The organism is Xenorhabdus sp. KJ12.1, assembly GCF_963876495.1.
GTDB classification, from domain to species: Bacteria; Pseudomonadota; Gammaproteobacteria; order Enterobacterales; family Enterobacteriaceae; genus Xenorhabdus; species Xenorhabdus stockiae.
In genome coordinates this window covers 1-7,900 of sequence record NZ_CAWNQH010000102.1, presented here as the reverse complement: position 1 = coordinate 7,900, position 7,900 = coordinate 1, and the positions used below count along the sequence as shown (strand labels likewise).

At 50.2% G+C, this 7,900-nt stretch carries 6 protein-coding genes; 2 read left to right on the top strand and 4 right to left on the bottom strand.

The window, feature by feature from the left end:
• From AACS92_RS17865 to tssI, 4 genes are all read right to left on the bottom strand, one after another.
• On the bottom strand, positions 1 to 2,616 hold a 2,616-nt coding region (locus AACS92_RS17865), incomplete at its 3' end, for a DUF6531 domain-containing protein (protein ID WP_193757011.1).
• Positions 2,617 to 2,626: 10 nt separating this feature from the next.
• A complete protein-coding gene (locus tag AACS92_RS17860; RefSeq protein WP_241538037.1) occupies positions 2,627 to 2,932 on the bottom strand; it encodes a DUF4150 domain-containing protein in 306 nt (101 codons plus the stop codon).
• Positions 2,933 to 2,975: 43 nt separating this feature from the next.
• Entirely contained in the window at positions 2,976 to 4,148 is a 1,173-nt protein-coding gene (locus tag AACS92_RS17855; RefSeq protein ID WP_241538038.1) for a DUF2169 family type VI secretion system accessory protein, read from the bottom strand.
• 60 nt (positions 4,149 to 4,208) lie between these two features.
• On the bottom strand, positions 4,209 to 6,377 hold the full coding sequence (gene tssI / locus AACS92_RS17850) for a type VI secretion system Vgr family protein (protein ID WP_099111912.1): 2,169 nt from the start codon (positions 6,375 to 6,377) through the stop codon (positions 4,209 to 4,211).
• An 819-nt stretch (positions 6,378 to 7,196) separates the two neighbouring features.
• Here tssI and AACS92_RS17845 point away from each other — a divergent pair.
• Complete coding sequence (locus tag AACS92_RS17845) at positions 7,197 to 7,451, top strand: antitoxin (RefSeq protein WP_099111911.1); 255 nt, start codon at positions 7,197 to 7,199, stop codon at positions 7,449 to 7,451.
• Positions 7,451 to 7,756, top strand: a complete 306-nt coding sequence (locus AACS92_RS17840) for a type II toxin-antitoxin system RelE/ParE family toxin (protein ID WP_099111910.1) — start codon at positions 7,451 to 7,453, stop codon at positions 7,754 to 7,756. Before AACS92_RS17845 ends, AACS92_RS17840 begins: the two co-directional genes overlap by 1 nt.
• Positions 7,757 to 7,900 lie beyond the last annotated feature (144 nt).

Below are 7,900 nucleotides of genomic sequence, written 5' to 3'. Positions count from 1 at the left end.
TTCCCGGATAATTTGCCCGGCGGCATCCCGTTCATAGCGATAGGTTTCACCGGTGGAGGCGGTGACAGAATTCAACCGGGTCAGGCGGTCATAACCAAAACGTAATACCGTGCCATCGGGGCGGGTCACTTGATTGAGAAGGTCAAACGCGCCATAAGTGTAGCGCGTGGTACGGCCTTCACCGTCAGTTACTGCCACCACACGCCGTTCACTGTCATAGGCCAGTTGCTGTGTGGTACCATCCGGCAGTTCAACTTCAGTCAGGCTGCCATTGAGGCTGGCATGGTCATCGCTATAGCGATAATGGGTCTGTTGTTTAAGGGCATCGGTGAGTTGACGCAGGCGGCCCAGTTCGTCCAGTTGCAGGCCGGTGGTCTGACTGTCCGGCGTCATCACTGCGGCCAGCCGCTGCTGTTCGTCGTAGGCGTAATGCCATTGACGACCATCCGGCAGCAGGCGCTGGCGTAATTCACCGTGGAGACCGTATTGGTATTCTTCTTTGTGCCCCAACGGATTGGTCAGTGCGGTCAGGTTGCCCTGCTCATCATAGTGAAGTTGCCAGCGTTCTCCCGTTGGCAGGACACTTTCGCTAAGCTGCCCGTGTTCATCATAACCGTAAGCAAAAATTTCACCTGTCGGCAGCTTCATTTCTGTCAGCGCACCATCAGGGTTGTAATCGAATGTGGTGATAGCCCCTGATGGATCGGCTTCCCAGACTATCTGACTATGATGCCACTGGCGGCGGGTGATACGGCCTAATGGATCGACTTCACGCAGAACCAGCCCGTTGTTATCGTAATGGTAGTGGGTTTCACCGCCTTCACCGTCCTGATAGGTGGTGATACGGGCGTTATCGTCATAGTGGAAGCGATCGCACCAATAACCGCTGGAAGAAGTTGTGCTGAGGACTCGTCCTTGTTCATCATAAGTCAGGCTTAAATCGGTCTGGTCGGTATCGTGCCAACGAATCATCCGCCCCCGTGCGTCATATTCATGCCACAGGTGGTTGTGTTGGAATGCTTCGCATTCACTCAGGTAGCCTTGTGTATCATAGTGACACGTGACCAACCGTTGTTGCTTTTTCTGTTCCAGATAATCTACGGTCTGGAGTTGTTGCCCCTGATAGCCGAGAATCAACCGGAAGCCATCCGTGCGCGTGATTTCAATCAGTTGCGACTGTTTATCGTAGACAAACTGGATCGTGTTTTGACGGCGATCGGTGATCGCTGACAGTTTGCGAATATTCCCAGCTGCGTGATTAAAATGATAAGTGAGTTGGGACTGGCGATCAGTCAGTCGCAGTTCGCCATTTAACTCACCGGTTAACACGTAATGCGGAATATGCTGGTTACGGGCGAGCACCGTGTTATCGGGTGTGCTGAAATCGTAGATTACCCCGTCGGCATTGGTGAAGTTCACCTGACCATCGGCCAGTTTCAACAGACGTGACCACTCATCCGCCCATTTCGGGCCAAACAAGCCACTGTACTTAGCGGTGGAACGATAGGTGCGGGTCAGGGTGATCGGCAATAATCCGGGGATAACAATGACCGGCCAGACTTGCAGAAAGTCACCGGTGGCCATATCGACAGGGTCACCTTCTGTTTTAGCTTTGTCGCTACTTTGCCCTTCTTTGTTGTTTGACCTGTTGTCAACAGTATCCGTCTCTGTTTTCTTGGGAGTTTCAGGCGCATCGTGGGCTTCCTGAGATTTGCCTTTAATTTTGGCTCCTTTTTTGGCTACTGCCTTTGTAAGTCCAAGAATACCGGTTGCTAAAGAAAGCCCTTCATAGATTAAGGCACCACCTTTTTCAGCATCACTTTTCATCTCAAACTTGATTACATCGTTATTGACCATCGCCATTGCTTTTTTCTGAAGTTCAGATGCACCAATTCCTTTAGGCGCGATACCTGTATATTCCAATACTTTTTCGGTAGCTACGGCGGGAGCTGTCAAAGAACGCATCATCTCCTTACCCATGAATTCAGCCATTTCAGGAACGGTATTCCAGAGCGCTTTTCCTGCCCCGATAGCAGCTTCTCCCGGTTTATCCCAAGCTGCATTCAACTTTTCTTTGGCTTCCTCTCCCCACTTTTGCACATCTTCCTTGGTCTCATCCCACCATTCTCCCGCCTTGTCCAAAAATCCTTTTTCTTGTTCAGTTTCCGGTGTGACGGCCGCATTTGCTTCATGTGGCGGATTTGCCCCCTGTGGTGCCTGTCCGACGATTTTACCTATCGTATTGCCCTCACCGGTTGGACTGTCATCTCGTGGTTTTTGAGGCAACGCTGCATTGGGCCTGGGATGGTCGTCTTCTTCTTTCTCTTCTTCCCATTCTTTCTTTGGGAATTCACCACTTTTGAATTTTTCAACGGTATCTTGAGCTGTTTTCTTAAAATGCTGAGCTCTAAAATCAGCCTCTAACTGATCGTAGTAAACGTCTAATTCCGGATCGTCTCCGTAATCACCATAAAAAATAGAGCTTTGTCGGTATAATGTATCGCTATTGTTTAGCGCTTGCTCAGCCTCAGCCTGTGTGCGAATGTTAAATTCTTTACAATATTCTTCGGCTCTAACAGCGTCGCTCTTCGGTGTGACGACTTTTATATCTGACATGGTTCCTTCCTTATGCCCCATTCATCCAAAATTTATCCCCATGGCGTAGCACCAGCTTGTTACCGGCGCGTACCGTGCGGGTATGCTCTAATGGATGACATTTGCCACCAACGGTGCCACTCTTAACGCCATTTGCCACGCCCGGCTGGTCACCGAGTGTGGTGGGCACAAAACTGCGGGCAAACACCACGACCGGCATGCCATTAGCCCGCACGGTTTTTTCCGGTGCTGAACTGTCTGCCAGTTTCGCGACCACCGGATAGGGGATGGGCGGTGTGGCAGGCCCTATCGGGGTTTTGCACACGTCCGGTAGCATGCCGATAATCATCCAGGTGCCCGCAGTGCGGGCGATATAGTTATCAGCCATTCATTTTCTCCTCTTCCTGTGGAGCCAGTTTGAGCAAGGGGGCATCCGGGTTAATTTCAAACCGGGCTTCGGCGACCCGCACGGGCAGGGAGGCTTTGAAATTCAGCCGGCAGGTCAGATGCAGTGTTCTGGCCTCGCTGTCGATAATGAGCGTATCGAGGCGCATCGGCACAGGTAACAGAATCCCGTTTTGCATGCGCAACAAAATGAACGGACGATGTCCGGGCAGTTTGACATGCAGGTCACTGTGAGGAGTCAGGCCGCTCAGCGTGATGGCGATATCTGTGTCCGGCCAGTCAATCTGTTGGTCAGTTGGTGCGCCGTTCCAGTAGCCGAAGTCAAAATCTTTCGGCAGGTAAGGATGACGATGCTCTAACCAGTCGGCATCATAAGTACCGGCCAGCTGGCGGCGGGGCAGCCACGGGCGGCCGATAAAGCCCATGCCCTGTGGCTGGCAGGCGGGCGTATCGGGTGGCAACGCTCCAGCCAGTTGCGCGGTAAAATGCTCGACAGTAAAAGGGGCATCTGACCGGATGATGCGTGGAGCCGGATAGCGGATGAGCTTTTTGGCACTAGCGTACCACGGGGTGATAAATCCCGTGCCCAGCGGATTGGTTTCACAAACCGCATGAGCAACCGGGGCATTTTCCCCGTCCGGGTGCTGCTGGCGCTGTTCGGGTGTCAGGCGGTCACGTTCGTTAAGCAGTTTGCTTGCTTTATCGTCTGCCTGAATTTTGCACTCACCCCCGAAAGCGTAGCGATAATCCAGCGGCAGTGTGGTAAAGGTTTTTGGCTCCGTTAGTTGCCAGTGGCCGCTGGCATCACGGATAAATTCCCGTTCGCCGGTCACAGTCAGGGTTTTATCAAGCAGGGGCTGACCCTGCCGGGTTTTGACCTGTAACTGGACGGGAAATTCGGTACAGGGTCGGTTATCCGGTGCGTAGGCTGTGCCATTCACAATCACATCACAGCGCGGTTTAAACGGTGCAAGGTCGCTTTCCTGCAATACTTGCGAGGCATTCATTTGCCCGCGATATTCATCCTGTAAGCACAACGGCGGCGCGGGCAGCAGTTCAGCGATGTATTCCCCCTGTCCGGCAGGCATCAACTGGTAGCCGATTTTCATCACCGCCACATGATGCTCGGTATCGTCGACATCGAACATTTGATAGTTCATCACCGCGAAAGGGGTGAGGTTACGAAATTCCATCTCAGTCTGTCCTTGTTAGTTCAGGTCGATATCTTTACCGGTGATTTGTACCGGGCCACTGGCCTCAAATTTGAACTCACTGCCCTGTATAGTGATTTTGCCCGAGCTGTCCATCCGCAGGACACTGGCACCGCATTTCAGCTCAATCACATCACCGGCATTAATGGACAGGGTATTACCGACCGCAATGGATTTATGGCTGCCAACCTGTTCAGTCTGGCTGGCCCCGACGGTGGTATTCATGCTGGTGCCGACAGTCAATGCGTAGACCATGCCGATAGTTTCCGTGCTGGTCATTTTCACCATTTCATTTTTGTGCTCATTCACCTTGATGGTCTGGTTTTTCTCCACGGTTTCACTGTGGTTGGCCAGTACATGGGTATCGCGGTTATTGAGCACTTTGGTGTTCATGTCTTTTTGTGCGTGCAAATCCAGCCGTTCACTGCCCTTGGCATCTTCAAACAGCAGCTCGTTATAGCCTTGCCCTTTGTGGGTTTTGGAGCGGAATGCCATCTGGGTTTTGCTGCCCGGTAAGCTCCCCGGTGGAATATTGCTGGCATGGTAGGTACGTCCGGTGACTATCGGTTGGTCGGGGTCGCCGTGCAGGAAGTCCACCACGACTTCCTGTCCGATACGCGGAATAGCGAGCATGCCCCAGCCCTGACCGGCCCACGGCTGGCTGACCCGTATCCAGCAGGAGCTTTGGTCATCGCTCTTACCGTACCGGTCCCACGGGAATTGCAGACGCACACGCCCGTACTGGTCACAGAAAATCTCTTCACCTGCCGGGCCGACTACTTTGGCGATTTGCGGACCATCAATCACCGGCTTGGGCCGTGGAGCCGGACGCCAGTTCTGGTTCTGGCGGATGAAGGTGAAGTGACTGTTCAGTGTTGTGCCGGAGCCTGAGCTGGCGGTTTCCAGTGCCTGTGGCTGACTGCCACTGTGGCTGGCAGAGACGGTCTGCCATGACTGATTCAGGTCTAAGCGGGGGTGGTTATCAAGAATGAATAGTTTGCCCGGTTGCAGAGCGATGGCATTGCCGCTGCCTTGCCCGGTCTCCGCGTCACTGCGCAGTGCTTCCAGTCGGTAGCGGGTAAAATCTTTGCCATGTGCTTCGTCCTTGAAACGGCCCGGGTAGTCGTAGTGCTCGTAATACAATTGTTGCAGGTTTTCATCCCGCATCTGTTGCTGAAATTCCGCTGGCCATGCCGGGTTCTTGAAGGTGTAATCCTTAAGCTGTACCTGAGCCGGACGGACCTGAGCGCTGCTGGTCAGGCTACTGACTGCCGGTTCACCCAATGTGCTGACTTCACCGGGCTGATAAGGCAGGCGGATACCCGGTGGCACAGAGCCACAGTCATCGGCAAATACCAGTGTGTTACGCCCGTTACTGCATTCGAAGAAGTAGAAAATGCCTTCTTCCGCTGTCAGCCGTTGCAGAAAATCAAAATCACTTTCCTGATACTGTACGCAGAATTCGCGCTCCGGGTGCGGGTGGCGCAGATTGAATACCACATCACGGATGCTGTGTTCTTTGAGGATGGTCGTAATGATGTTGGCGATGTTTAGCTGCTGGAAGATGCGCGAATTCTGCCGTAGGGTCGTGCGCCACAGGTCAGGGCGGATGCTCATCCGGTAGGTGGTCTGGTGCAGGCCAGTGTTGCCCTGTTCAAAGCGGGTGACGATGCCGGTGATGCTGCGTTGTTCGATACCGTTTTGCAGAATAGTCAGTGTTGCTGTGCGGTCAAGTACCAGCGGGAAACTAATGGCGGGAATAGCGCTTGCCAGCCCCACTTCCAGTGCAAAGGGGTGAGAGAAGTGTTCGTTCAGGCTGAAGTCGGTGACCACAAAGGTCTGTGCCGGCAAACCGCCTGCCGTCAGGGTGAATAACAGGCCGCTGGGGTCGGCACCGCCCAGTAATCCCAATACCTGACCGGCTTTCTGCAACATTTTTCCTGCCGAGGAGTTACCCATGGCAGCCTGAGCTGTCATTCCGGCTTTTTGTCCGGCTCCACCGGCAAAGCCGCCACCACTGATGAGGCTACCGGCACCGGCAGCAGTACTCCCGCCTGCACCTGTCAACAAACCTTTGGCCTGTTTTGCCATTTGTGCAGCTTGCTGTCCTTGCCCCAACAGCGCTTTTCCTTTCTTTAATGTTGTGGCGTGTTTTTTCACTGACATCTATTTCTGTCTCCCTGAGATGATGGAATGTTATGCAATAGGCTATCCCGCCTGATAACAACGCAGGCCATAACATTCGGGCACAAGATTTAAATTTAACTCAGATTGTCTCCGACAAATGGGTTAATTAAGGATGTAATAAGCTGCTTTACGCTAATTTGAAGAGACGTTGTTATCTGAATATATCGGTTGAATCGTGATAAATAAAATAGGGGTAATAATAAATAACGAATGAGTAAAGGCCAAATTAAATCAAGCGGAATAAAAAATGGCATCCGGCAATGACAGTGTAAAAAATTAAAATGATTGCCGTTTTAGAATAACATTTCCAATTAACGCATATAGTTAGCGCATCAGGCTATTGAATATTTATCCATAAAAGATAGTTTTTTCGTAACGTCATGAGATAAAAATAAAAAAATTAATAATATATTTTACAATAGCATGATCATTTCTATTTCGTGAAATAGATCAAAAAATTTATTGAGAAATGAGTTTTTTATTTTCTGTTTTTAAAAAGGAGCAATAAAAAATGATTGATTGACATTAAATAGATAAATGCCAGTCATTCAAATAAACAGAAAGTGAAATAATTTCTAAACGAAAATAAACTGATTAATATTTTCTACATTTAACACAATGTTAATTGTGCATGGATAGCGGCATCTCTTTGTGGGAATTCCCCATCCCTGCTCGTTATATCGGCACCCGAAAACTTCAGCTGTCGGACAAGACGGTATTGATCATGTGTCTAATAAATAGCCATAAGACATCATATGTGCTAATGTGGGTTTGTGGGAAACCAATGAGGAATGACCTATGAGTCGCTTAACTATTGATATAACCGATCAGCAACACAAGAGTTTGAAAGCATTGGCAGCGTTGCAAGGCAAGACAATTAAGCAATATGCGCTTGAACGTTTGTTCCCTGACATGACTAATGATGATCAAGCATGGCAAGAGTTAAAAGCCTTGTTGAAGACACGGATCAATGAGGGGACAGAAGGCAAGTTATCTGGGAAAAGCATTGATGAAATCCTTAATGAAGAACTTGCCGAGAACGGACGCGATTAATGGATTATATACTGACGGAAGCTGCAGAAGCTGATTTACGCGCAATTATTCGTTACACACGTAAACAATGGGGTAATGCACAGACGCGCCGCTACATCACTACCCTTAAGCAAGGTATTGAGCGTCTCGCTTGCGGAAAAGGATCTTTCAAGGACATGAGCGAACTTTACCCGGCATTGCGCATGGCACGTTGTGAATATCATTATGTTTTTTGTTTGCCACGCGAAAGTGCTCCGGCATTAATCGTGGCAATTTTTCATGAGAAAATGGATTTATTGACACGCCTTGCTGATAGGCTTTTGTAGTTTTTTAAGCTACGACCATTATCAAATTAAGTGGGACGGATTTGGGGTCATGCTCCCAATAGTTAGATCTGTTATGAAAGATAGTATTCACGCTCAATGAACGTACCTACCACTTTGTCATGCATCTCTTCGGATTTGGAATAA

What these genes read in the sequence shown, in the direction of transcription:
- tssI (WP_099111912.1), bottom strand. Translation starts at nt 6,377, where the DNA reads ATGTCAGTGAAAAAACACGCCACAACATTAAAGAAAGGAAAAGCGCTG.
- AACS92_RS17840 (WP_099111910.1), top strand. Translation starts at nt 7,451, where the DNA reads ATGGATTATATACTGACGGAAGCTGCAGAAGCTGATTTACGCGCAATT.
- AACS92_RS17845 (WP_099111911.1), top strand. Translation starts at nt 7,197, where the DNA reads ATGAGTCGCTTAACTATTGATATAACCGATCAGCAACACAAGAGTTTG.
- AACS92_RS17860 (WP_241538037.1), bottom strand. Translation starts at nt 2,932, where the DNA reads ATGCTACCGGACGTGTGCAAAACCCCGATAGGGCCTGCCACACCGCCC.
- AACS92_RS17855 (WP_241538038.1), bottom strand. Translation starts at nt 4,148, where the DNA reads ATGTTCGATGTCGACGATACCGAGCATCATGTGGCGGTGATGAAAATC.